Source organism: Gracilibacillus xinjiangensis, from assembly GCF_042651765.1.
Lineage (GTDB): Bacteria > Bacillota > Bacilli > Bacillales > Amphibacillaceae > Gracilibacillus > Gracilibacillus xinjiangensis.
The window spans coordinates 1,030,389-1,052,918 of record NZ_JBHSDT010000008.1 but is presented as its reverse complement, the minus strand read 5'-3'; the positions used below and the strand labels follow the sequence as shown (position 1 = coordinate 1,052,918).

The window sequence follows — 22,530 nt, the reverse complement described above, 5'->3', positions numbered from 1 at the left end:
TAAAACTATAATAGTATGAATTGTTGAAAGATGCAATTTATATTCAACAATCTGTATTAAAAAACTTCTTCCTGTTATATATTCTAGTATAACCTATTTTGCAAAAGGATGGTGTCTGTATTAATGAAAAAAATATTAATTTTTCTAGTAATTATTGCTGCAGTTGTTTCACCATTTTTACTAAAGGATGACGAACAAATTATTAGAAGAAATCAATTAGTAAAATCAACAGGGATAACACAAAAAGAAACTGTTAACGAAAATCATCCTGTGATTAAATATAGCCGATCTCTTTGGGGTTATCTTGGTAAGAACATCCTACATTTTGAACAAGATTTTGGTAAAGCTGATCGGACAGATCCATCACTCTACGGTTACGAATGGAAAATATATTATGATGAAAACAGTTATATTCAAGTAGGTGTGATGGACAGCTCAATTGTTACATTATATACAACATCTGAACAGGCCGATTTACAACCATTCGCCATTGGACAATCTTATGATGACTTGAAAGCAAACCATAACTTAAATCAAATGATAGAATTCGAACATATTCGTTTTAAACTATCGGAAAAGGATATTAAGGAGAGACCTGTTATCGCTTTAGATAATAATGTATTCGCGCAATTATTTATTGATTCTTTTACAAATAAAATAGCCGGTATAAGGTTTATGAATAAAGATGTCTTCGAATTACATAAACCATATGAAGTATACTACTATGGAGAAATTAAAGAAGCGAAAAAGCCGAATGATGAGGAATGGAAAATGATTGAGAAGGGGATGGAAAATCAAATTTACGATATTACCAACACGATAAGGAAAAGTTATGGACTCAATCTCTTACAATGGGATGAAAAAGCCAGTTTTGCCGCAAAAGCACACAGTGAGGATATGGAAAAGCAGAATTATTTTTCTCATTACCGGTTGAACGGTGATGGATTACAGGAAAGACTAGTTGAAGCGGGAGCTTACTACTTGTCAGCAGGAGAAAACATTGCAGCAAACTATGTTGATGTTCCTGCTGTTATACACGGATGGTTAAATAGTGATGGTCATAGGGAAGCATTGTTAAAAGAAGATTATACGCACTTAGGTGTCGGAACTTATAAATTGTATTACACACAAAACTTCCTTGAAAAATAAATTCTAAGCACTTGTAACACGATATGGAAAATGAAATCATAAACTATATGGAGTTAAAAGAAGGAATGAGCTAAGCAATAAAGGAAGTGATTTGATGACAAAAAAACTTACACCTACTATTCGCCAATTTAAAGCTTTTTTGCAAAGTAATCCACATATAATCAAAGCAATACGATCCAATAAGATCAGTCTCCAGGAGTGTTATGAACAATACGTTTTATTAGGAGAGAATGACCAAGTTTGGGAGAAATACCATACTAACAACGAAAAGAAGGATAGTGTAAAGGACGGACAAAACGATGAGAAAATGTTCAGTAAATGGTTAAATAAAATAAGCCAATTAGATCTTAATCATGTAGAAAAGCATATTCATGACCTTAATGGTGCTATTGATCAAGTAATGAAAGTCATTGATCAATACAAACACTTCACAAATGATAGTAGTGAACCGTCACCACGACCAGTGCGAGATCCATTCTCATTCAGGATGAGAGATTGATTAGGGGGAGCATCGTTGGAACAGGAAACTTATTATTTTTTGGAACAGAGGCAGGATTTATGGAATTTTATACGCAAAAATCCTGATTGGTATCGTTACTTATCGAGAGATGCTAACAGGATAGAGGAAATGGAGCAAACAGCTAAACAATTTTACGGTAAAACAATACCACAGCGACTTGAGAAAGCACAACAAAATATACAATTAGTAAGTTTAATAATAGATATGGCAGGGGCCTTTAAGGATTAATCATAACCCTGCCTCTTTTATTTTGGCTTAAATGTTGGTAAAATAAGAATATGGAGGTGCATTGCATGTTAGCAACAATGGAAATTGTTGATATTTTAGATAAATCAGAAACACTAGGTCAAATTGTACTGCAATCAGATGTAAAGCTAGCATTTGATGAAGCAAAAAACAAAATGAATAAAGATAAAGAAGCACAAAATCTGATCAAGAAATTCAATCAGATGAAAGATCTTTATGAAGAGGTAGAGAGGTTTGGACGTTATCACCCTGATTATAGTACAATAATGAAAGATATCCGTGCAGCTAAGCGTGAAATGGATATGCATGAAACAATAGCAGCATACAAGGTAGCTGAAACCCAATTACAACAACTATTGGATGAAATTAGTCAAATCTTAGCATATAGTGTTAGTGACAAGGTGAAAGTGCCAAAAGACGGGGCATTATTAACAGATGGCGGTTGTGGTTGTGGATCAGGCGGAGGCTGTGGCTGCAACGCTTCGTAACTTTGAAAAAGTGAGGAAGAGCAATGTTAACAAAAAGACAAGCAGTAATTGTATGGTTCCATCATATGAAAAATGTGAAACAATTAAAAAGATATGGTCATCTTATCCATGTATCAAAAAAGTTAAAATATGCAATGATTTATGTCAATCAGGATGACTATGAGGAATCCCTCCGTATCTTTAACCGATTACCTTATGTGACGAAAGCAGAACCATCTTATAAACCCTTTATCAAGACTGATTATGAAAATGCATCAGTCGACAAAGCAAAAGAATACGATTATAAGATGGGAATTTAAATTGCTATAAAAAAAACCTGCAACTCATAAACAAGTTGCAGGTTTCTTTTTATTTTCATCATCGAAAATAAAAAGAATAAAGGGAGAGGAGAAACCGGAGGAAGAACTTATGGGGAATGGTAAGTCTTCTCCGAATTAAAGCAACTACTTGTTGCTTATCTAAAGTTTGTACCATAATGTTATTTTTTATACATCATAATTTGAGGAAATAAAAGTTCCATGCTATAGTAAGATAGATTTCACTCAGAGGAAAGAAGGGTATAAAGTGAGAGTCATCGCAGGAAAATATAAAGGGCACCGTATTCAGGCAGTTCCAAATAAATTAACCAGACCAACAACTGATAAAGTAAAGGAATCACTTTTTCAAATAATAGGCCCGTTTTTCAGTGGAGGCATATGTTTAGACTTGTTTGCTGGTAGTGGTTCACTCGCAATCGAGGCATTAAGCAGAGGGATGGATCAAGCCATCTTAGTCGATAAACAACCAAAAGCAATCTCAACGATAAAATCTAATGTTAATCAACTTGGATTAAGTGAACATGTGGAAATATATCGCAATGACGCACAAAGGGCACTGAAAGCGATTAAAAAAAGGGAGTTAAAATTAGATATTATTTTTTTAGATCCACCCTACTATAAGACGTCATATGAAAAATTACTGGAAATGATTGATGCATATGATTTACTTGCTCAAAAAGGATTGATCGTATGTGAACATGATGCAGCATACCAATTAGAAGTTGAACTAGACAATTATCAATTGTTTAAAAAAGACAAATTAGGAAATACAACAGGGATTACGATATATCAGAAAGGATGATCATAGATGACAAAGTTAGCAATTTGCCCAGGGAGTTTTGATCCTGTAACATACGGCCACCTTGATATTATTCAAAGAGGTGCAAAGATTTTTGATGAAGTGATTGTAGCAGTATTTAATAATCAATCAAAATCCCCACTATTTACGGTGGAAGAAAGAGTGATGCTCTTAGAAGAGTCCACGAAAGATATCCGGAATGTCCGGGTAGATTCCTGCAGAGGATTATTAATGGACTATGCCAAAAGCAAAAATGCCCAAGCGGTATTAAGAGGGTTACGAGCAGTTACTGATTTTGAATATGAAATGCAGATTACTTCTATGAACCGGAAATTAAACGAAGAGATCGAGACATTTTTTATGATGACAAATAACCAGTATTCTTTCCTTAGTTCCAGTATGGTGAAAGAAGTTGCTAAATACAATGCAAATGTCTCAGACCTCGTACCGTCTATTGTAGAAAATGCTTTACGTAAGAAATTTAATTATGTGTAGGCTTTATATATATATTTAATATAATGAATAGCACCAAACTTATGATAGTTATAAACATACCCGATTCTTGAAATACTACATAAATAGTACTTGTCTGATCAGTAATGTATTGGCTCCAAACAGGGAGAGTTTCTTTATTGTTATTCGCTGTGTATGTTGGTTTAAATAAAATTATTACAAGTATGGAAGCGAATAATCCATGAAGTAGTCTAGCGAAAAAATAAGGCAAAAAACGGATATCCGTTTCGGCTAAAAGACTCGCCACTTGAGCTTGGACGGATAAACCGTTAAATGCAAGAATAAAGGATAATAAAATGGCTTGAATGAGAACACTATTGTTTTCTGCAAGGGCTATTTCCTGTGCTCCTAGGGTGATTTCAAAAAGACCTGATAAAAATGCTGGGGCTAATTCTACCGGTAATTGCAGGAAATCAAGAATAACACCTAGGGATTTAGATAAAATAAATAAAATATTCACTTCTTGGAATATCCTTGTAAGTACTGAAAATAATGTAATAAAACCACCAATTAAAAGTAATGTATGTATGGAATGAATGATAGCATCTCCTAACACTTTTCCGAGGGGACGATTATCGTTCATTCTCGTTTCATGTAGTCTTTCAAAAGCTTTCTTTATCGAGAATTGGTTTTTCTTTGTTGTAGACCTCGTATTTCTCCTATAAAATCTCATACAAATACCAACGAGAAAATTGCTGCAATAATGGGTAATGGCCAACAATATTCCGAGTTGCTGGTCATGAAAAAAACCTATGGAGACAGCTCCAATGATAAATAAAGGGTTGGAAGCATTTGTAAAGCTTACTAGTCGCTCTGCTTCTATTTTTGTTAATTGATTTTCTTGCCTTAGTCTAACCGTAAACTTTGCTCCAGCAGGATAACCACTTGCCATACCCATTGCCCAAACAAAGCCTCCTACTCCAGGTACATTGAATAATGGCCGCATAATCGGTTCAAATAATACACCGATAAAATGCACAACACCGAAGGCAATAAACAATTCAGCTACAATAAAAAAAGGCAGGAGTGAGGGAAAGACAACGGATGCCCACATTTCAATCCCTCTTTTACTTGCTTCCAATACTGGTTGTGGAAATACTATGATAGATAAAGCAATAAAAAGGGCGAATAAGGCATACATTATAGAAATAACTTTATATTTCACATATATCCTCCTTGTTAGTTACATTTCTGTACGATTATTATAAGAAGTAGTAAAATGGTGAAGAGTTGGCTTGTCTTTATTTAAATTTATATGATGGCATACCAATATATATACATTTTCGTTAGTCAGAGAGGAAGTAAGATGACATGAAAAAACAATGGCTTCAAATTGTTTCATTTATAACCCTACTAGTGCTTTTAGCATTACTCTTTATTTATCAGCTCCCCTTCTATATTTATAAGCCAGGTACTGCGGATCCTTTAAATCCAATTGTTGAAGTAGAAGGAGGATATGAAAGTGATGGAGATATGCACCTGGTAACAATTAAAGGAGGACAAGCTACGCCGTTTTATTACCTTTTAGCCATGTTAAGGGATTACCATCAAATAGTCCCAATTGAAGATGTTTACTATAATGGAATATCACAAGAAGATTATATGAAGATGCAATTAATGATGATGGAAAGTTCCCAGGAGGCATCTAAGGTAGTTGCATACCAAGCGGCTAAGGAGGACATTGTAATCCAATATAATGGTGTATATGTTGTCTCGGTTCTAGAAGATATGCCAGCAGAAAATATACTAAAAACTGGTGATAGAATTGTTAAGATAGATGGTATGGATATTGCAGAAGCAAATGATCTAATTGACTATGTTGGAACTAAGCAAGCCGGCGATATAATTAACTTAACGATTATAAGAGATGAAGAACAATTATCGAAACAAGTAGGATTGGTGAAAATGAAGGAGCTAGATGGTAAAGCTGGGATTGGCATACAGCTTGTAACCGATCGAGAAGTAGTAGAGAATCCAAAGTTAACATTCTCGAGCGGAGATATCGGTGGTCCAAGTGCTGGTTTAATGTTTGCTTTAGAAATTTATGATCAATTAACCGAGGAAGACTTAACGAAGGGGCTTCAAATCGCTGGAACAGGAGAGATTGATTATGAAGGCAATGTTGGCAGAATAGGTGGAATTGATAAAAAAGTGATTGCAGCTGACAGGGCAGGCAATGATATCTTTTTTGCACCGAATGAGAATGGACGCCAAGACTCCAACTATGAAACAGCAAAAGAAGTGGCAGAGGAAATTAATACAGATATGAAAATTATTCCTGTAGATACTTTTGATGACGCATTGAGATATTTACAATCATTATCTGAATAATAACGTAAACAAGACTTTAAACCTCCATATATGGTGGTTTAAAGTCTTGTTTCTTTGCTGTTAATTGTTTTTCCGTATTTAGTATACTATAGTAGGCAGAAGTAACTCTATTATCCAATCCGTAATCAGGATAAGGCTTTTTGTTACTAGTATAGAAAATTGGATCATATTCTTTTAAATGGTTTAAATATCTTTTTCCTATCTGGGACATTGCTAAAATTCGCAACGGAGGTGGGGAACTCAATTTTATCTCTATTTCACTTTTGGTTGTATTTGTTAAGATATTTGTTAGAACCCTTTGAAGGCTTGTCCAGGTGTATCTTTTTGTTTTCACATTTGTCATAAATTGCTCAAAACTTGAAGCATCTGTCATTGAACGGATTAAACGGTTCTCCAGCCCTTCCTTCATGCCATGGATCTGCTTTAATTCATCTGGATGCATTGTTAATATACGGTAATGTAAAAACGGAAAGTATTGCTCCCAATCATGCCAGCAGCCGTAATTACTTTTGTATTTATTCAGAATATCCAGTGTTTCACTAGGTACAGAATCTTCAATTTTCCTTAGTGGATGATCAGATAATAACTCTTTTCGAATACTTGTCGCACTCGCAAACGGCGTTGATATCGCCTGATCATGATAATTATTTTGCTGCCGCTTAATGGTTAATGGTTGAATTAATGAATCAATTTGTAAAATCTTAAGTAAATATTGTGTGCCTAAAATGTTATTAGGCTTTGTATAGTCAATCGATAAGTGTTCTCCGCCTATCTGACGCCATGCTATTTCATGTGCCTTTGGGTAGGAATTTCCTTGGTGTAAGCTAAGTTTCAACTGTGTTTCATATTCAGTCTGATTGGATCTAAGCAATTTGATCATTTCATGAAAGCCATTTATTTCCCCGTGTTCACTGCCAAAACATATATAATTTGCCTTGAGGGCACTTAATAACTTTATTGCACCTTCAGCGAATAACTCGCTATGCTGCACGGCGTAATAATATGGTAACTCGATTACTAAATCTACACCTTGTGTAACAGCGAGCTTTGCTCTATGGTGTTTATCTATAACAGCAGGTTCACCTCTTTGCAGAAAATTACCACTCATTACAGCAATCATACAGTCTGCACCGGAGATTATTCTGGACTGATTCAAATGGTATTTATGCCCATTATGAAATGGATTATATTCAACAATTAAGCCGCATCCTTGCATTCTTTCAACCTCCAAGCTTTGCATAATTCGTTCATTCTTGTTAAAGTGGTTAGAAAGGTATATTTAAGTGATCTTGTAATACAGTATAGCATATATCTGTTTTTTTTTCTGATAGTGTAAAGAAAATATGTTGACAAATAGCTGATTTCCTTTTAAAATATTTCTTGTTGCCTTGAGGTGATTATAATGAAAATTTCGTTACAAAAGTTAAAACAATTACATGGTAACCCATTATCATTTGATGAAAGTGTAGATGTTCGAGAATTGGAAGAATTAGATAATGATATTAGAAAAATTGATCCAGTTCAGGTGAAAGGAACGGCCAGAATTGATGGTACGGAAATCACTTTTGATTTCGATATAATGGGTCAAATGATATTACCTTGTGCAAGAACTCTAGTTGATGTACCGTATGATTTCACCATACATGCTGTAGAGACTTTTACAACTTCTTCTTATAAGAGTAATGATGGAGAAGTGCATAAGGTTGATACAGAGGTACTTGACTTAAACCCTTATATCAAGGAAAATATAATCTTAGAGATACCTTTTCGTGTATTTGCTGAACAAGAAGTATTAGAAGCAAATACTATTTCAGAAGGTAAAGGTTGGACACTAATGACAGAGGAACAAACGAATGAAAAAATTGATCCTCGTCTTGAAAAGTTAAAAGCCTTATTAGATGACAACAATAATGAATCTCTTTAAAGGAGGTGTAAGGCATGGCAGTACCTAAGCAAAGAACTTCAAAAAAAGTGAAAAGACAAAGACGTACACACAAAAAATTACATGTACCAGGAATGGTAGAATGTTCAAATTGTGGTGAATTAGCAAAGCCTCACCATGTATGTAAATCTTGTGGACACTACGATGGAAAAGAAGTAGTAGCTCAATAATTTATATACCATGTACTAGTAAATAGTGTAAGTAGATAAAACTACTTACACTATTTTCTTTTTATCTATATTTAAGGCTAAGATCACAAGAAAAGATCAGTATATAAACAAAAATACAAGAAAAAGCACCATCTTCGCTTAATTCAACCGATTTTCAGTTATAACCTTCCTTTTAGAACAACCTAAAGAATACTTCTTTTTTTCATAAATATTAATTACCAAATAGTAAATTTTCCAATAAAAAAATTCTATCTCCTCTATTATATGCATACATTGATAGCAAGAATAGAGGAGGTGGGTTGATGCAAGGACATCGTCAAGATGCTTGGACAAAAGATGAAGATGTAATACTGGCTGAAACCGTATTACTTTATATTAGAGAAGGTAAAACACAGTTAGAGGCTTTCAAAGAGGCGGGAAACAAATTATCAAGAACTTCTGCTGCATGTGGCTTCAGGTGGAATGCTACTTTAAGAAAACACTATGAAGAAGCGATTCAAATAGCGAAGAGTAATCGAAAAAAAGTAAATCCATATACAAATGTGAAGGTAATACAGGAATTAGACCATCCAAATTTTACAGAGGTTATTCAGTCCCTGGAGAAAATTTCCCAATATTACCAAACGATAGATCAGGCTAAAAGGTGGAAAGAATTAGAAGAGGAAAATCGTGAATTAACTGATCAATTGCAATTATCCAATCAATTATTAGAAGAAATTCAAAAGATTTTAGATAAATGGGAAAAGCGGCAGAATTAGATAACTCAGGTGGAGGAACTTCATCAAATGGTGAAGTTTCTTTTTACTCTTTCTGTACAAAATGAAGGATGCAAACAAATTGTGTGCGTTTAGTATCATAATTATGTAAAATACTAATGGACTAATACACATATTTTCGAAAATAAAGGGGCCTGTTATCGATGCATATCGAACAAATAACACTCAATTCATCTAATAAATTTTTGACAGATTACTTTAACCATCACTCTGAATTAATGGAGCACTATGATTATGAGCCGTATGCCGACAATGTATTTAAGCAAAGGGTTAATGATCTGAAAGAACGGGATTTTGAAAGGGAAAAATTATCGGGTGTTTTAGAGAAATTAAATAAGAGATGGGGAGCGTCACAGAAGACGTTCGATAATATTAACAGACTGCGGAAATCTGACAGTGTTGTGGTTATCGGAGGTCAACAGGCTGGGCTCTTAGGTGGTCCTCTATATACAATACATAAAATAATTTCCATCCTGCACTTAGCTAAAGAACAAGAAAAGAAACTTAACATTCCTGTCATCCCTGTTTTTTGGATTGCAGGTGAAGATCATGATTATGATGAAGTGAACCATATCTTTTTACCAGATGAATTGAAGCTTGAAAAATTAACATGGAAAGATAAATATAATGAAAAAACTTCGGTTTCTGAACGCAAACTAAAGAGTACGGAAGGGATAAATTGGCTGAATTCCGTATTTTCAAAATTAGATGAAACCTGCCATAGTAAAGATTTATATCAAAAAATTAGAGATATCATGGAGCAATCTGATACGATCGTTGATTTTTTTGCGAAATTTATGCATGAACTTTTCAGAGAAACAGGCATCGTATTTATTGATTCAGGTGACTATTTAGTAAGGCGGTTGGAAAATAAATATTTTAAGGAATTAATTGAGAAACAAGCTGATTATAGTAAAGAAGTTTTTCATTATTTACAGAGAATGAGAAAAAAGGGATATAATGTGTCCGTTGATGTTGATAAAGATGATGGGCACATCTTTTATCACCAGAACAAGCAAAGGATTCTATTGAAACGTGATGGGGATTATTGGGTTGGGAAAAATGATGAATGCCGTATATCACATGTGGACCTATTGGAAGTAGCAATTAGACAGCCAGAATTATTAAGCAACAATGTTGTGTCAAGACCGGTGATGCAAGAAAAACTGTTCCCAACCTTAGCATTTTTCGGTGGACCAAGCGAGGTAGCCTACTGGTCGATTCTCAAACCAGCTTTTTCTGCACTGGAGATGAAAATGCCGCCAGTCCTTCCGCGTATCTCCATTACTATTATTGAGAGAAGATTGCAGAAAATAATGTCCCATTATGCTATTGGGGTAAAAGAAGCCATATCAGAAGGAATCATGGAGACTAAGCAAAATTGGCTAATCTCACAATCTGTTCCACCATTAGATATGTTATCAGATCAAGTAAAGCAGATGGTAACAACAGCACACAAACCTTTAGCAGTACAAGCGAAGGAAATAAAAGCAGATGTGGGAAAATATGCGGAAAAAAATTTACAATATATATTGGAACATGTGGAACAATTAACGAATCGGATGGAGAAAGAGTTACATATGAAGTATTCTAAAGAATTAGCGGACCTTGAAAGTGTGGCAATTCATTTACATCCGTATGATGGACTGCAAGAAAGAATTTGGAATGTTATTTATTATTTGAACAAATATGGTTATTCATTTATGCAAAATATTATTAATCAAGAGTATGAAATCAATCGAAATCATCAAGCTTTTTATCTATAAAAAAGGAAATCTAGTGTTGATGCTAGGTTTCTTTTTTTTTTGGGGAAATAACTGCAGGTGGTTTAAATTGGATGAATATATAAGGAAATAACCCTAAATATTTTTCTCTACGTGAATAAACGGTGACTCATATAGGTAATATCACCTACAGAATAGGACTATTTAATCAACTATTAAAAATGAATTATATTTTTGTGGAGTGAAGTGGGGTGATGTGGTACGATAATGGGAGAAAGTGGGGTGCGCTTGTATGTTCATGGGTGAATATCAACATAATATTGATGATAAGGGTCGTATTATTGTACCCTCAAAGTTTCGTGAAAACTTAGGAGTACAATTTGTTTTAACACGCGGATTAGATCAATGTTTGTTCGCATACCCAATGAACGAATGGCACCAACTTGAAGAGAAACTAAAGAAGTTACCACTAACTAAAAAGGACGCTAGAGCTTTTACGCGATTTTTCTTTTCTGGAGCAGTTGAATGTGAATTAGATAAACAGGGAAGAATAAACATCCCGCAAACTCTTAGGAAGTATGCATTGATTGAGAAAGAATGTTCTGTAATAGGCGTGTCGAATAGAGTCGAATTTTGGGCTGCTAATAAGTGGAGTGAGTTCGTGGATGACTCTGAGGATTCTTTTGCAGAACTAGCAGAAAATTTATTGGATTTTGATTTGTGAAAAATTAATCAACAAGAAAAGAGGTGGCCTCTTGTTTAAGCATTACACAGTTTTGAAGAAAGAGACTGTTGACGGGTTAAATATTAAGCCAGACGGTATATATGTAGACTGTACGTTAGGGGGAGGAGGGCACTCATCTTACATCCTGGAACAGTTAGATAAAAAAGGCCATTTAATCGCCTTCGATCAAGACGAAACAGCGATTGAAGCAGCAAGTGAACGTTTAACACAGTATAGTGGACAAGTAACATTTGTGAAAAGTAATTTTAGAAATATAAAAGAAGAGTTAAAGAACAGGAATATTATGAAAGTTGATGGTTTCTTATTTGACCTTGGAGTCTCTTCGCCTCAGTTAGATCGTGGGGAGCGTGGATTTAGTTATCAGCACGATGCACCACTAGATATGAGGATGGACATTGATCGACAGCTTAGTGCTTATCATGTAGTTAATGAATGGAGCTACGAACAACTTGTGTCCATTTTCTTTAAATATGGTGAAGAGAAGTTTTCTAAGCAAATTGCGCGTAAGATTGAAGCAGAACGCAGCCAAAAGTCAATCGAAACAACCTTTCAATTAGTTGATATTATTAAAGAAGCCATCCCAGCTCCAGCAAGAAGAAAGGGCGGGCATCCCGCTAAAAGGATATTTCAAGCTATTCGGATTGCAGTTAATGATGAGCTGACCGCATTTCATGAGGCCATATATCAAGCAGCATCAATGCTTAACTTAGGAGGCAGATTGTCAGTTATAACGTTTCATTCTTTAGAGGACCGTATATGTAAACAAGCATTTAAAAAATGGAGTACAGTACCTCCATTACCAAAAAATTTCCCAATCATTCCTGAAGAGTTTCAACCACCATTTAAATTGATAACAAAAAAACCAATTATTCCTTCAGATGATGAACTAGAAGAAAACCGCAGATCACGATCTGCAAAGTTGCGTGTTGCTGAGAAAGTGAGAGAGTTGAACGATAACTTTGATGAAGAGAAAGGTGGAAAAGAATAATGAGTACTCAACATGCTAAAAACTGGCAAATACAAGAAGATTGGCGTGGAAAAACAGAGAAAAAGCAAACAGTTGTAAAGAAGCAAGTAGTTGTTCCAAAACGTTGGGTTACACGCGGTGAGAAGTTTATTTATTCTTTATGTGCATGTATTTTAATTGCTACACTTACATATCTTGTTCATTTCAGTTCTACTTTAGATCAATTGAATCGTGATATTCAAACACTTAATACAGATATATCCAATCAGCAAACAATGAACCAGAATCTTTCTTATGAAGTGAAAGAATTAAGTCAACCTGAACGAATTATCGCTAATGCAAAAGAACATGGATTGGAATTGAAAAACTCCAAAGTGAAACAAGCTGATGAAATTTCTGAGTAAAGGTGACAATTATGAGAGTAAAGATAGAAAAGTTTTTACCAGTTGTTTGGATTTGTGTTTTTTCCATTGGTTTTCTGGTTATTCTGGGACGTTTTTTGTTTATCCAAGTTACAGGGGAGGTCTCTGGAGTCGATATCAAAGCGTTAGCTGATGAGAAAAGGACCAACGAATATGCTATTCCGGCAAAGCGAGGTACGATTTATGATCGGAATGGCATGCCTTTAGCTCAAGATCATACTGTATATCGAATATATGCTGTTCTAGATGAAGCGTATACGAGTGACCCATTGACACCAAGACATGTCCAAGATGTTGATAAGACAGCAAAAAGGTTAGCACCAATCCTTGATATGGATAAGAATGAGATTTCTGATATTCTTCATAAAGGAATAGAGAATGGAAGGTTCCAAGTGGAGTTTGGCAATAACGGCAAGGAGCTTACCCAGCAGCAAAAGGAAGAGATTGAAGCATTAAATCTCCCAGGGATATACTTCAATGATGAAGTAATCCGTTTCTACCCAAATGGAATGTTTGCCTCGAATACACTTGGCCTTACCAATAAAACCGATGATAAAATTGTAGGGATTAGTGGTGTTGAAAAAAATTACAATGATATATTAACAGGTGCTGATGGCTATATTTCTTATCAAAGGGATAAATTCAATGTGAAATTATTAAATCCTAAAGAAGTTGTTCAAGAGCCTGCTGATGGAGATAATGTAATTTTGACACTGGATCAGAAAATTCAAACATTATTAGAAGACTCAATGTCTGAAGTTGTAGAACAATATAATCCTGAACGGATTTCAGCTGTTGTAATGGACGCTAAGACTGGTGAAATCTTAGCGATGAGTAACCGGCCCAGTTATAACCCAAATAATTTAGGGGATGTAGAGAATTGGTACAATGATGTCATATCAACACCTTTCGAGCCTGGCTCTACCATGAAGATATTTACTTTAGCTGCTGCTATTGAAGAAGGCGTCTGGAATCCTAATGACACTTTTCAGTCTGGTACTTATAAAGCAGGGGCAAATATTCAACAAATTGGAGACCATAACTGGGGTAAAGGTTGGGGACCTATAACCTATCTAGAAGGCATACAAAGATCTTCAAACGTGGCTGCAGCTAAGCTTGCCTATGAAAAGATCGGACCAGCAAAGTTTTTAGACTATTTAAATGCATTCGATTTTGATACAGTATCAGGAATTGATTTAGACGGAGAAGTGGCGGGAGTTATTCAATATAATTATGCAATTGAACAAATAACTACATCATTTGGCCAAGGTACAACAACGACCCCGATACAACTAATGAAGGCAGCTACCGCTATTGCAAATAATGGAAAGATGCTAAAACCGTATATAATTAAAGAAATAGCCGATGCAAACACAGGTAAGGTTTTACAAGAGGGAAAAACGGAAGTTGCAGGTGAGCCTATATCTGCCGAAACAGCTAAAAAAACATTAGAAGTGTTAGAAACAGTTATAACATCTGAAAAAGGTACTGGCTATAAGCGGTATAAATTAGATGGCTATTCACTAGCGGGGAAGACAGGTACTGCCCAAATACCTCATCCAGAAACTGGCGGCTATATGACTGGACGTGAAAATTATATATTCTCCTTCCTAGGTATGGCTCCTGCAGAGGATCCTGAGTTAATTATGTATGTGTCTGTTAAACAGCCGGAATTAAAAGATAATGAACCTGATTCCGCTCCAGTTTCCTTTATCTTTAATAATGTGATGGAGAACAGTCTAAGATATTTGAACATTGATACAGATCAGGAGAAAACACCATCTATTCCAATAATTAAAGTTCCTGAATGGAAAAACAAAACAACAAAAGATGTAGCAGACCAATTTGAGGAAGCTGGAATACAGACTGTAGTAATAGGCGATGGTGATAATGTTGTCAATGTAAGTGTGGAAGCAGGAAGTGAAATCACAGCACATCAGAAGGTTTATGTTTTGACAGATGCTCCGAAAATGCCGGACCTTTCTGGATGGTCTTTAAGAGATGTCATTAAATTGCAAAGTTTAGTTGGTTTCGAAATGAATTGGTCAGGTGAAGGTTATGTTGTGAAGCAAGATTTACAACAGGGAAGTAGTATTTCAAGTAATGACGAATTATCGATAGAACTTTCTAGTACAATAGATTAAATATTCACAGTGTTCTATTCTATTCGGATAAATCATATATTGGGACAAATGTTTCTTTAATAAAAGGAGTAATGTTATGAAACGGATCACCAATATGATTATTCAGAAGAGAATTGTCACTGTGTTTCTTTTTGCTTTCATAGTAATCGGGATTATAATCATTAGGCTGGGATACGTCCAATTGGTATGGTCTGACTTCTTAATTGGACAAGCGGAAGCTCTGTGGAGCCGAGATATTGTATTTGAGCCGGAAAGAGGGAAAATCGTTGATCGAAACGGAGAAGTACTTGCAGAGAATGTATCCGCGCCAACCGTGATGGTTGTGCCAAGACAAGTAACCTCACCCGAAAGCACAGCTCAATCACTCTCTAAAGCCCTTGATATGCCGTATGAAGATGCTTTAGATGCGATTAAGAAAAATGAACGGATAGTTATTCTGCAACCTGAAGGCAGGAAAATTTCAGAAGAAAAAGCAGTCGCAGTACAAAATTTAAATTTAGATGGTATATATATTGCAGAGGATTCTGTCAGACATTACCCAAATGGTGCCTATCTCTCTCATGTATTAGGTTTTAGCGGAATTGATAATCAAGGATTGACCGGGTTGGAATTATCCTATGATGAACAACTAAGCGGGGTTGAAGGCAGTTTATCTTTTTATAGTGATGCAAAAGGTAAAAAGCTGGCACAGAAAGCGGACAAATATACTCCTCCTCAAGATGGAATGAATCTCCAATTAACGATAGACCATCAAGTACAAACTATTATCGAGCGTGAATTAGATATAGCTGTAGAAAAATACAATCCGGATGGGGCGATTGCTATAGCGGTTAACCCAAATAATGGAAGTGTGCTTGGGATGTCTTCCAGACCTACTTTTGATCCAGCGAATTATCAAGATATTGCTGCAGAAGTTTATAATCGGAATCTGCCAATATGGAGTACTTATGAGCCGGGGTCTACTTTCAAGATTATTACACTTGCTGCAGCACTAGAAGAAAATAAAGTGGATTTATTAGAAGATGAATATATCGACAGTGGGTCGATTGAAGTTGGCGGCACACACCTTCATTGTTGGAAGAGTGGCGGCCATGGTCATCAAACATTTTTAGAAGTGGTACAAAATTCTTGTAATCCCGGTTTTATTGTGTTGGGTCAGAAATTAGGAAAAGAAAAACTATTCTCCTATATTAATGATTTTGGATTTGGTACCAAAACAGGCATTGATTTGCAAGGTGAAGCAAATGGTATATTATTCAAATTAGATAATGTAGGTCCAGTAGAATTAGCGACAACTTCGTTTGGTCAGGGAGTTTCGGTCACGCCAATACAACAAGTAATGGCAGTATCCGCAGCAATTAATGGCGGTTATTTATATGAACCATATATTGTGCAATCATTGCTGGACCCGGTTTCAGGAAATGTTATTGACGAAAAAGAACCTGTAATGAAAAGAAAAGTAATCTCAAAAGATACTTCCAAGCAAGTCAGAGATGCACTAGAACATGTGGTTGCAGTTGGAACTGGAAGGAATGCATATGTAGAAGGGTACCGGGTTGGAGGTAAGACAGGAACTGCTCAAAAAGTAGGAGAAGATGGACGATACATGGAAAATAACTATGTCGTTTCATTTATAGGTTTTGCACCAGCCAATGACCCGGAAATAGTTGTATATGTAGCGATAGACAATCCAAAAGGGACGGTGCAATTTGGTGGAACGGTTGCTGCACCGATTGTTGGTACAATTATGGAGGATAGTTTGCGAGCCTTAGGTGTGGAGAAACAAGAAGGTGGCATCGAAAAGGCATATCAGTGGCCAGATAAACCTGCAATTGAGGTGCCAAACTTAATCGGTCTTACAAAAAGTGACCTTCCAGAATATATGATTTCCCTGCAAATTGAGACATTAGGGGATGGTGACTATATTATCGATCAAGCTCCCGCAGCTGGAGAAAAGGTGGAAGAAGGAAGTAAAATAAGATTAGTATTAGGTGATAAATAGTTAGAAAGATTTATCGATATGTTGATACAGTTTTGGTATAATAGGATAGTTGTTATAATGACATGATACAAGAGAAGATAGAAAGTATAGGTGATTAGGTGTGAAAAATTTAAAAAACTTGCTCAAGCATATTCCGAGTTTCCAGATAAATTCATTGTTTGATGATGTTACTATAAACAGTATTGAAATAGACCATCGAGAAGTGAAGCCTGGCTCATTATTTATTTGTATAAAAGGATTTACAGTAGACGGTCATCAGTATGCGCAATCCGCCTATGAAAATGGTGCTGCAGCAATCCTTGCTGAGAGAGAATTGGACATTGAGGTTCCGATAATTATAGTGAAAGATACTTCCCATGTACTTCCGATAATTGCAAATGCCTTTTTTGATTCTCCAACAAGAAAATTTCCTTTAATAGGTGTAACAGGAACAAACGGGAAAACGTCTGTCACACATTTAATCGAAGAAATGTTTAAAAGAAACCAACAAAAAACAGGTCTTATTGGAACAATTGAAATGAGAATTAATGATCATGTTACACCAGTGAAAAATACTACACCAGATGCAATATTCTTACAGAAAAGCTTCAAAGAAATGGAAAAGGAAAAAGTGGATGCCGCTATTATGGAAGTTTCTTCGCATGCATTAGATCAAGGTAGAGTCCATGGTTGTGATTTTGATATAGCCGTTTTTACCAATTTATCACAAGACCATTTAGACTATCACCCATCAATGGATCATTATTTGTTCGCAAAAAGTTTGTTATTTGCACAGCTTGGAAATGATTATAAACAGAGGAAATTTGCAATTATAAATATGGACGATTCCAGTAGTGAATTCATCACTCGTGCAACAGCCCAGCCAGTCATTTCTTATGGTTTAACTGACAAAGCTGATTTTTATGCAGTAAATATTGAGCTTAAAGCAGATGGCGTAACTTTTGATTTACATACACCTGCAGAAACGGTAAAAATTAATAGTAAATTAATGGGGCTATTTAGTGTATATAATATGCTAGCAGCTGCAGCAGCTGCATACTATAGTAATATTGAGATATCTGTTATTAAAGATGTTTTAGACAATACTACTGGTGTTAAGGGAAGATTCCAGCCAATTGCAAACAACCGGGGCATTGGCTTAATTGTAGATTATGCTCACACACCAGATTCATTAGAAAATGTATTGACAACTGTAAAGACATTTTGTAAAGGACAAATTTTTGTTGTGGTAGGTTGTGGGGGAGATCGTGATAAATCAAAACGCCCTCAAATGGCAGGTATTGCATGCGAATATGCTGACAAAGCTATTTTTACCTCGGATAACCCGCGATCAGAGTCACCGGAGGCTATTATAGACGACATGATCAGTCCGTTAGAAGCAGATAACTACCAAGTAGTTATTGATCGCAAAGAAGCCATACAAGCAGCGATTGACCAGGCAAAAAGAGATGATGTTATACTAATTGCGGGTAAAGGGCACGAAACATATCAAATTATCGGTGAACGTGTATTAGAGTTTGATGATGTTAAAGTCGCGAAACAATTTTTAGAAGATTAACAATTATTTTAGGATATGTAAGAAGATAGGAGAGGACATTTATGAGTCAATATACTTTTTTAATAACAATAGCCATAGCATTCTTAATAACCGTCTTACTATCCCCAATTTTTATTCCTTTTCTTAAGAGATTGAAATTTGGACAGAGTATACGAGAAGAAGGACCGAAATCCCACCAGAAAAAATCCGGAACTCCGACGATGGGTGGGTTAATGATAATTCTAAGTATTGCAATTACAAGTATTATTGTTATAGCTAAAGTAAATAGTGGCACGTTAAATTACGAGATCTGGTTATTACTATTAGTTTTGTTAGGATTTGGTTTATTAGGATTTTTAGATGATTTTATTAAGGTTGTAATGAAACGGAACCTTGGCTTGAATTCTAAGCAGAAATTGCTTGGACAAATCGTTATTTCGATCATTTTCTACATTGTGTTAAGACAACAACAATTTGATACGAGTATAATGATACCCGGCACTGATTGGAAAATGGAATTGGGCTGGTTTTATGCTGTTTTTATTATTGTGATGTTAGTGGGAGCCTCCAATGCTGTGAATTTGACTGATGGATTAGATGGACTCCTGGCTGGTACTGCAGCTATTGCATTTGGCGCATTCGCCATTCTTGCGTGGTATGGTTTGCCTAACCTCAATATCACCTTGTTTTCACTAAGTGTTGTTGGGGCATTATTAGGATTTTTAGTTTTTAACGCGCATCCTGCTAAAGTTTTTATGGGGGATACTGGTTCATTAGCATTAGGAGGAACTATTGGTGCAATAGCAATATTACTTAAATTAGAGATCTTATTAGTTATTATTGGCGGGGTATTTGTTATTGAGACATTATCTGTAATCATTCAAGTAATTTCATTCAAAACAACAGGAAAGAGAGTTTTTCGTATGAGCCCATTACATCATCACTATGAGTTAAAAGGATGGAGTGAATGGCGTGTCGTTACTACTTTTTGGCTTGTGGGCGTTTTATTTGCCATTTTAGGAATATATATCGAGGTGTGGTCAGCATGAGAGAACTTAATAATTTTCCATATAAAAATGTTTTAGTACTAGGATTAGCCAAAAGTGGTACGGCTGTTAGCAAGATTCTGGCACGAAATAATAGAAATGTAGTTGTCAATGATTTAAAAGCAACGATCCATGATGAAAATGTGATCGAATTAAAGAACTTGGGCATTGATGTTGTTGTTGGTGACCATCCTTTAACATTAATAGATGGTATTGATGTGATTGTTAAAAATCCGGGGATTCCTTATGAAAATATTCTTTTACAACAAGCACTGTTAAGAGATATTCCAATTATTACCGAAATCGAGCTGCTTCATTATTTTGATATTAATAGTCTTGTTGGAATTACTGGTTCAAATGGTAAGACTACTACAACAACTTTAATTTACGAAATGTATAAGCAAGCAAAAATTCCGGTGGAGATCGCTGGAAATATTGGACATGTTGCATCAGAGGTGGCGGAATCAATGAGTGATGATCGAACAATGGTTGTTGAATTATCTTCCTTTCAATTAGAAGGTACAAGAAAATTTAAACCAAACGTTTCCGTATTGTTAAATATTTTTGAGGCACACCTGGATTTTCATAATAATCTAGAAAATTACCAAAATGCAAAAGCAAAAATCTTTGAAAATCAAACAGAAGAAGATTTCTTAGTATATAATGCGGATGATGAACGGACTGTTAAGATGATTCAATCAGCTAAGAGTAAGACAGTCCCTTTCAGCAGAAAAAAGAAGCTGGATCACGGAGCTATCCTGCATAACGGGGAGATATATTTTCGTAATGAAAAAATTATTAATTATAAAGAGGTTGCACTTGTTGGCACACACAACCTTGAAAACATCCTGGCTGCAACTGCTGTTGCAAAAATTGCAGGTATCCCATCGAGTGCGATAAGAGCAGTTTTAACAACATTTATTGGAGTTTCTCATCGTTTACAATTTGTTAAAAATGTAGATGACAGGTTATTCTACAATGATTCAAAAGCCACAAACATATTAGCAACAACGAAAGCATTACAATCTTTTGATCAACCGATCATTTTATTGGCTGGTGGATTAGATCGCGGGAATGATTTTGATAGTTTACTGCCATTTATGGAAAATGTAAAAGCACTAGTGCTGTTTGGAGAAACGGCAAAAAAATTAGAACAACTTGGTCTAAGTGCGTCTATTCCTGCTATTTCATTAGTCGCCAATATGCAGGAAGCCGTAAATAAAGCTTACCAGTTTTCTGAATCCGGTGATGTCATTTTATTATCACCAGCATGTGCCAGCTGGGATCAATATAAAACATTTGAAGAGAGAGGAAACATGTTTATGGAATCTGTGCATAGATTATAGTAGGGGCTTGTCTACCATGATCTAATGCTTTGATGATCAATTTAATAATGATAACAATTGCCCCTTATATCTATCGAATAAGGGGGTTTTTTTATGGAAAATCGGATTCGTACAGATTCGGTCGATCGGCTTTTAGTTATTCTTATTTTAGCAATCTTAATAATAGGAACTTTAATGGTTTATAGTGCTTCATATATTTGGGCAGAGTATAAATTTAATGACTCTTTTTATTTTGTGAAACGTCAGCTTCTATTTGCAGGTGTAGGGGTTATAGCAATGTTTATTGTAGCTAATGTTCCATATTTTCAGTGGATTAAATACAGAAAATGGATCTTTATTGGATGTATTGTTTTGTTAATTGCCGTATTGATTCCGGGAATCGGTATGGTAAGAGGTGGAGCGAGAAGCTGGATTGGAATTGGAGCATTTAGTATTCAGCCAGCCGAATTTATGAAATTAGGCATGATTCTTTTTTTAAGTGGCTATCTTGTGAACATTCAAGATCGGATAGTAGAATTCAAAAGGGGTTTTATTCCGCCACTTCTCACCATCGTCGGTTTATTTCTCCTTATAATGCTGCAACCAGATTTGGGGACAGGTATGGTATTTCTTCTAACAAGTTTTTTGCTTTTATTTGTTGCTGGTGCCCGTTGGAAACACTTCTTATTATTAGCTGGTTTCGGTGTTCTTGGATTTTTATTGCTAATTATATCAGCTCCGTATCGTATGAATCGAATTACAGCATTTTTAGATCCTTGGCAAGATCCTTTAGGTAATGGATTTCAAATTATTCAGTCATTATATGCTATAGGACCAGGAGGATTATTTGGTGTAGGATATGGTAATAGTTTACAGAAGTATTTCTACTTACCAGAACCTCATAATGATTTTATTTTTGCTATAATAGCTGAAGAGTTAGGATTTATTGGAGGGGTTTTTGTTATCGGATTATTCTTCCTTTTTGTATGGCGCGGAATTCTTGTATCACTTCAGGCTCCAGACTTATTTGCTAAATTGTTATCAATCGGTATTGTAGGTATGATTGCTATTCAGGTGATGATTAATATTAGTGTGGTAATTGGTCTGATTCCAGTAACAGGGATTACCTTACCTTTTTTAAGCTATGGCGGTTCTTCTTTAACCCTAACTTTATGCTCTGTCGGAATTTTATTAAATGTTAGCAAATACAGGAAATGAAATAAGGAAGATACATTATGGTTTGATGGGAACAATATGCTATAATTAGAGGTGAGTTACGGTAGTGATTCCATACATGAAGAAATTAGCAGAATTCAAGTCTGCTATTTACAGGTTATCATGTAGAATTAGCTAATCAATTTAAGTTT

23 protein-coding genes are annotated in these 22,530 nt (G+C 35.4%); 21 read left to right on the top strand and 2 right to left on the bottom strand.

Features of this window, described 5'->3' with window-relative positions; translation table 11 throughout:
- Positions 1-123: 123 nt before the first annotated feature.
- From ACFOY7_RS16600 to coaD, 7 genes are all read left to right on the top strand, one after another.
- A complete protein-coding gene (locus tag ACFOY7_RS16600) occupies positions 124-1,149 on the top strand; it encodes a CAP domain-containing protein (RefSeq protein ID WP_390253578.1) in 1,026 nt (341 codons plus the stop codon).
- A gap of 94 nt (positions 1,150-1,243) precedes the next feature.
- The gene (gene ylbD, locus ACFOY7_RS16595) at positions 1,244-1,648 is read left to right on the top strand and encodes a spore coat protein YlbD (RefSeq protein ID WP_390253577.1); all 405 of its coding nucleotides are present in this window, start codon (positions 1,244-1,246) and stop codon (positions 1,646-1,648) included.
- 15 nt (positions 1,649-1,663) lie between these two features.
- A complete protein-coding gene (locus tag ACFOY7_RS16590) occupies positions 1,664-1,897 on the top strand; it encodes a YlbE-like family protein (RefSeq protein WP_390253575.1) in 234 nt (77 codons plus the stop codon).
- 65 nt (positions 1,898-1,962) lie between these two features.
- Positions 1,963-2,403 (top strand): YlbF/YmcA family competence regulator, encoded by a 441-nt coding sequence (locus ACFOY7_RS16585; protein WP_390253574.1) that lies wholly within the window; start codon positions 1,963-1,965, stop codon positions 2,401-2,403.
- 23 nt (positions 2,404-2,426) lie between these two features.
- Positions 2,427-2,702, top strand: a complete 276-nt coding sequence (locus ACFOY7_RS16580; protein ID WP_390253572.1) for a YlbG family protein — start codon at positions 2,427-2,429, stop codon at positions 2,700-2,702.
- 208 nt (positions 2,703-2,910) lie between these two features.
- The gene (gene rsmD, locus ACFOY7_RS16575) at positions 2,911-3,522 is read left to right on the top strand and encodes a 16S rRNA (guanine(966)-N(2))-methyltransferase RsmD (RefSeq protein ID WP_390254142.1); all 612 of its coding nucleotides are present in this window, start codon (positions 2,911-2,913) and stop codon (positions 3,520-3,522) included.
- Between the two features lie 6 nt (positions 3,523-3,528).
- Positions 3,529-4,014: a pantetheine-phosphate adenylyltransferase gene (gene coaD / locus ACFOY7_RS16570; protein ID WP_390253570.1), complete on the top strand. Its 486-nt coding sequence runs from the start codon at positions 3,529-3,531 to the stop codon at positions 4,012-4,014.
- Here coaD and ylbJ read toward each other — a convergent pair.
- Positions 4,001-5,197, bottom strand: a complete 1,197-nt coding sequence (ylbJ, locus tag ACFOY7_RS16565; protein WP_390253568.1) for a sporulation integral membrane protein YlbJ — start codon at positions 5,195-5,197, stop codon at positions 4,001-4,003. The genes coaD and ylbJ overlap by 14 nt on opposite strands.
- A gap of 146 nt (positions 5,198-5,343) precedes the next feature.
- Between ylbJ and ACFOY7_RS16560 the strand changes: the two genes are divergently transcribed.
- The gene (locus tag ACFOY7_RS16560; RefSeq protein ID WP_390253566.1) at positions 5,344-6,363 is read left to right on the top strand and encodes a SepM family pheromone-processing serine protease; all 1,020 of its coding nucleotides are present in this window, start codon (positions 5,344-5,346) and stop codon (positions 6,361-6,363) included.
- 16 nt (positions 6,364-6,379) lie between these two features.
- On the opposite strand, the gene ACFOY7_RS16555 is transcribed toward ACFOY7_RS16560, so the two are convergent.
- Positions 6,380-7,579, bottom strand: a complete 1,200-nt coding sequence (locus ACFOY7_RS16555) for a nucleotidyltransferase (protein ID WP_390253564.1) — start codon at positions 7,577-7,579, stop codon at positions 6,380-6,382.
- A 186-nt stretch (positions 7,580-7,765) separates the two neighbouring features.
- Between ACFOY7_RS16555 and ACFOY7_RS16550 the strand changes: the two genes are divergently transcribed.
- From ACFOY7_RS16550 to spoVE, 13 genes are all read left to right on the top strand, one after another.
- A complete protein-coding gene (locus ACFOY7_RS16550) occupies positions 7,766-8,287 on the top strand; it encodes a YceD family protein (protein WP_390253562.1) in 522 nt (173 codons plus the stop codon).
- A gap of 14 nt (positions 8,288-8,301) precedes the next feature.
- Positions 8,302-8,475 (top strand): 50S ribosomal protein L32, encoded by a 174-nt coding sequence (gene rpmF / locus ACFOY7_RS16545; protein ID WP_089741890.1) that lies wholly within the window; start codon positions 8,302-8,304, stop codon positions 8,473-8,475.
- A gap of 302 nt (positions 8,476-8,777) precedes the next feature.
- Positions 8,778-9,233 (top strand): RsfA family transcriptional regulator, encoded by a 456-nt coding sequence (locus ACFOY7_RS16540; protein ID WP_390253560.1) that lies wholly within the window; start codon positions 8,778-8,780, stop codon positions 9,231-9,233.
- 161 nt (positions 9,234-9,394) lie between these two features.
- Positions 9,395-11,017 carry a bacillithiol biosynthesis cysteine-adding enzyme BshC gene (bshC, locus tag ACFOY7_RS16535; protein ID WP_390253558.1) on the top strand — a complete coding sequence of 541 codons (1,623 nt, stop codon included), beginning with the start codon at positions 9,395-9,397 and terminating at the stop codon, positions 11,015-11,017.
- 250 nt (positions 11,018-11,267) lie between these two features.
- A complete protein-coding gene (gene mraZ / locus ACFOY7_RS16530; protein WP_390253556.1) occupies positions 11,268-11,699 on the top strand; it encodes a division/cell wall cluster transcriptional repressor MraZ in 432 nt (143 codons plus the stop codon).
- Between the two features lie 31 nt (positions 11,700-11,730).
- A complete protein-coding gene (gene rsmH, locus ACFOY7_RS16525) occupies positions 11,731-12,708 on the top strand; it encodes a 16S rRNA (cytosine(1402)-N(4))-methyltransferase RsmH (protein ID WP_390253554.1) in 978 nt (325 codons plus the stop codon).
- Positions 12,708-13,091, top strand: a complete 384-nt coding sequence (gene ftsL, locus ACFOY7_RS16520; RefSeq protein WP_390253552.1) for a cell division protein FtsL — start codon at positions 12,708-12,710, stop codon at positions 13,089-13,091. Before rsmH ends, ftsL begins: the two co-directional genes overlap by 1 nt.
- Before the next feature lie 11 nt (positions 13,092-13,102).
- A complete protein-coding gene (locus ACFOY7_RS16515; protein WP_390253550.1) occupies positions 13,103-15,253 on the top strand; it encodes a penicillin-binding protein in 2,151 nt (716 codons plus the stop codon).
- Positions 15,254-15,329: 76 nt separating this feature from the next.
- Positions 15,330-17,255: a stage V sporulation protein D gene (locus tag ACFOY7_RS16510; RefSeq protein WP_390253548.1), complete on the top strand. Its 1,926-nt coding sequence runs from the start codon at positions 15,330-15,332 to the stop codon at positions 17,253-17,255.
- Positions 17,256-17,355: 100 nt separating this feature from the next.
- A complete protein-coding gene (locus ACFOY7_RS16505; protein WP_390253546.1) occupies positions 17,356-18,813 on the top strand; it encodes a UDP-N-acetylmuramoyl-L-alanyl-D-glutamate--2,6-diaminopimelate ligase in 1,458 nt (485 codons plus the stop codon).
- A 41-nt stretch (positions 18,814-18,854) separates the two neighbouring features.
- Positions 18,855-19,841, top strand: coding sequence for a phospho-N-acetylmuramoyl-pentapeptide-transferase (mraY, locus tag ACFOY7_RS16500; protein ID WP_390253545.1), 987 nt, complete (start codon positions 18,855-18,857; stop codon positions 19,839-19,841).
- Complete coding sequence (gene murD / locus ACFOY7_RS16495; RefSeq protein ID WP_390253543.1) at positions 19,838-21,184, top strand: UDP-N-acetylmuramoyl-L-alanine--D-glutamate ligase; 1,347 nt, start codon at positions 19,838-19,840, stop codon at positions 21,182-21,184. Before mraY ends, murD begins: the two co-directional genes overlap by 4 nt.
- 93 nt (positions 21,185-21,277) lie before the next feature.
- Complete coding sequence (gene spoVE / locus ACFOY7_RS16490) at positions 21,278-22,381, top strand: stage V sporulation protein E (RefSeq protein WP_390253541.1); 1,104 nt, start codon at positions 21,278-21,280, stop codon at positions 22,379-22,381.
- Positions 22,382-22,530 lie beyond the last annotated feature (149 nt).

Coding starts and splice junctions, on each gene's coding strand:
- ACFOY7_RS16580 (WP_390253572.1), top strand. CDS start 2,427: ATGTTAACAAAAAGACAAGCAGTAATTGTATGGTTCCATCATATGAAA.
- ACFOY7_RS16555 (WP_390253564.1), bottom strand. CDS start 7,579: ATGCAAGGATGCGGCTTAATTGTTGAATATAATCCATTTCATAATGGG.
- ACFOY7_RS16560 (WP_390253566.1), top strand. CDS start 5,344: ATGAAAAAACAATGGCTTCAAATTGTTTCATTTATAACCCTACTAGTG.
- bshC (WP_390253558.1), top strand. CDS start 9,395: ATGCATATCGAACAAATAACACTCAATTCATCTAATAAATTTTTGACA.
- ACFOY7_RS16550 (WP_390253562.1), top strand. CDS start 7,766: ATGAAAATTTCGTTACAAAAGTTAAAACAATTACATGGTAACCCATTA.
- ACFOY7_RS16540 (WP_390253560.1), top strand. CDS start 8,778: ATGCAAGGACATCGTCAAGATGCTTGGACAAAAGATGAAGATGTAATA.
- ACFOY7_RS16510 (WP_390253548.1), top strand. CDS start 15,330: ATGAAACGGATCACCAATATGATTATTCAGAAGAGAATTGTCACTGTG.
- ylbD (WP_390253577.1), top strand. CDS start 1,244: ATGACAAAAAAACTTACACCTACTATTCGCCAATTTAAAGCTTTTTTG.
- spoVE (WP_390253541.1), top strand. CDS start 21,278: ATGGAAAATCGGATTCGTACAGATTCGGTCGATCGGCTTTTAGTTATT.
- rpmF (WP_089741890.1), top strand. CDS start 8,302: ATGGCAGTACCTAAGCAAAGAACTTCAAAAAAAGTGAAAAGACAAAGA.
- coaD (WP_390253570.1), top strand. CDS start 3,529: ATGACAAAGTTAGCAATTTGCCCAGGGAGTTTTGATCCTGTAACATAC.
- ftsL (WP_390253552.1), top strand. CDS start 12,708: ATGAGTACTCAACATGCTAAAAACTGGCAAATACAAGAAGATTGGCGT.
- mraY (WP_390253545.1), top strand. CDS start 18,855: ATGAGTCAATATACTTTTTTAATAACAATAGCCATAGCATTCTTAATA.
- ACFOY7_RS16600 (WP_390253578.1), top strand. CDS start 124: ATGAAAAAAATATTAATTTTTCTAGTAATTATTGCTGCAGTTGTTTCA.
- murD (WP_390253543.1), top strand. CDS start 19,838: ATGAGAGAACTTAATAATTTTCCATATAAAAATGTTTTAGTACTAGGA.
- ACFOY7_RS16515 (WP_390253550.1), top strand. CDS start 13,103: ATGAGAGTAAAGATAGAAAAGTTTTTACCAGTTGTTTGGATTTGTGTT.
- ACFOY7_RS16585 (WP_390253574.1), top strand. CDS start 1,963: ATGTTAGCAACAATGGAAATTGTTGATATTTTAGATAAATCAGAAACA.
- mraZ (WP_390253556.1), top strand. CDS start 11,268: ATGTTCATGGGTGAATATCAACATAATATTGATGATAAGGGTCGTATT.